The sequence below is a fragment of the Nocardiopsis sp. KDC1DS13DA1 genome (assembly GCF_055632325.1).
Genome location: NZ_JBVMUY010000061.1, coordinates 1 through 1,614, shown reverse-complemented (window position 1 = coordinate 1,614; position 1,614 = coordinate 1). Strand labels below are relative to the sequence as shown.

General features: G+C 58.7%; 1 rRNA gene. It reads right to left on the bottom strand.

Going from position 1 to position 1,614, the window contains the following annotated elements:
• Positions 1–12: 12 nt before the first annotated feature.
• A 16S ribosomal RNA gene (locus ACTVAJ_RS29330) occupies positions 13–1,544 on the bottom strand.
• Positions 1,545–1,614: the final 70 nt, after the last annotated feature.

The window sequence follows — 1,614 nt, the reverse complement described above, 5'->3', positions numbered from 1 at the left end:
AAGACTCCTTAGAAAGGAGGTGATCCAGCCGCACCTTCCGGTACGGCTACCTTGTTACGACTTCGTCCCAATCGCCAGCCCCACCTTCACTCACTCCCTCCCCGAAGGGTTGGGCCACAAGTTTCGGGTGTTGCCGACTTTCATGACGTGACGGGCGGTGTGTACAAGGCCCGGGAACGTATTCACCGCGGCGTTGCTGATCCGCGATTACTAGCGACTCCACCTTCATGGGGTCGAGTTGCAGACCCCAATCCGAACTGAGACCGGCTTTTAGGGATTCGCTCCACCTTACGGTATCGCACGCCCATTGTACCGGCCATTGTAGCATGTTTGCAGCCCAAGACATAAGGGGCATGATGACTTGACGTCGTCCCCACCTTCCTCCGAGTTGACCCCGGCAGTCTCCCATGAGTCCCCACCATTACGTGCTGGCAACATGGAACAAGGGTTGCGCTCGTTGCGGGACTTAACCCAACATCTCACGACACGAGCTGACGACAGCCATGCACCACCTGTCACCCACCAACTAAATGACCCCACATCTCTGCAGGTCCACGGGTGATGTCAAACCTTGGTAAGGTTCTTCGCGTTGCGTCGAATTAAGCAACATGCTCCGCCGCTTGTGCGGGCCCCCGTCAATTCCTTTGAGTTTTAGCCTTGCGGCCGTACTCCCCAGGCGGGGCGCTTAATGCGTTAGCTACGGCGCGGAAACCGTGGAAAGTCCCCACACCTAGCGCCCAACGTTTACGGCATGGACTACCAGGGTATCTAATCCTGTTCGCTCCCCATGCTTTCGCTCCTCAGCGTCAGGTAAGGCCCAGAGACCCGCCTTCGCCACCGGTGTTCCTCCTGATATCTGCGCATTTCACCGCTACACCAGGAATTCCAGTCTCCCCTACCTACCTCTAGCATGCCCGTATCCACTGCAGAACCGGAGTTAAGCCCCGGTCTTTCACAGCAGACGCGACACGCCGCCTACGAGCTCTTTACGCCCAATAATTCCGGACAACGCTCGGACCCTACGTATTACCGCGGCTGCTGGCACGTAGTTAGCCGGTCCTTATTCCCCACCTACCGTCAACCCCGGGAGAACCCGGAGCCTGCGTTGGTGGTAAAAGAGGTTTACAACCCGAAGGCCGTCATCCCCCACGCGGCGTCGCTGCGTCAGGCTTTCGCCCATTGCGCAATATTCCCCACTGCTGCCTCCCGCAGGAGTCTGGGCCGTGTCTCAGTCCCAGTGTGGCCGGTCGCCCTCTCAGGCCGGCTACCCGTAATCGCCTTGGTAGGCCGTTACCCCACCAACAAGCTGATAGGCCGCGAGCCCATCCCTGACCGAAAAACTTTCCACCCTCCACCATGAGGTGGTGGGTCGTATCCGGTATTAGACGGCGTTTCCACCGCTTATCCCGGAGTCAGGGGCAGGTTGCTCACGTGTTACTCACCCGTTCGCCGCTCGTGTACCCCGAAGGGCCTTACCGCTCGACTTGCATGTGTTAAGCACGCCGCCAGCGTTCGTCCTGAGCCAGGATCAAACTCTCCATAAAGGTCACTCAACCCGACCCGACCACCCGAAGGGGTCTGGGCGGGTAAACCTAGAAGTAATCCTGACCAACC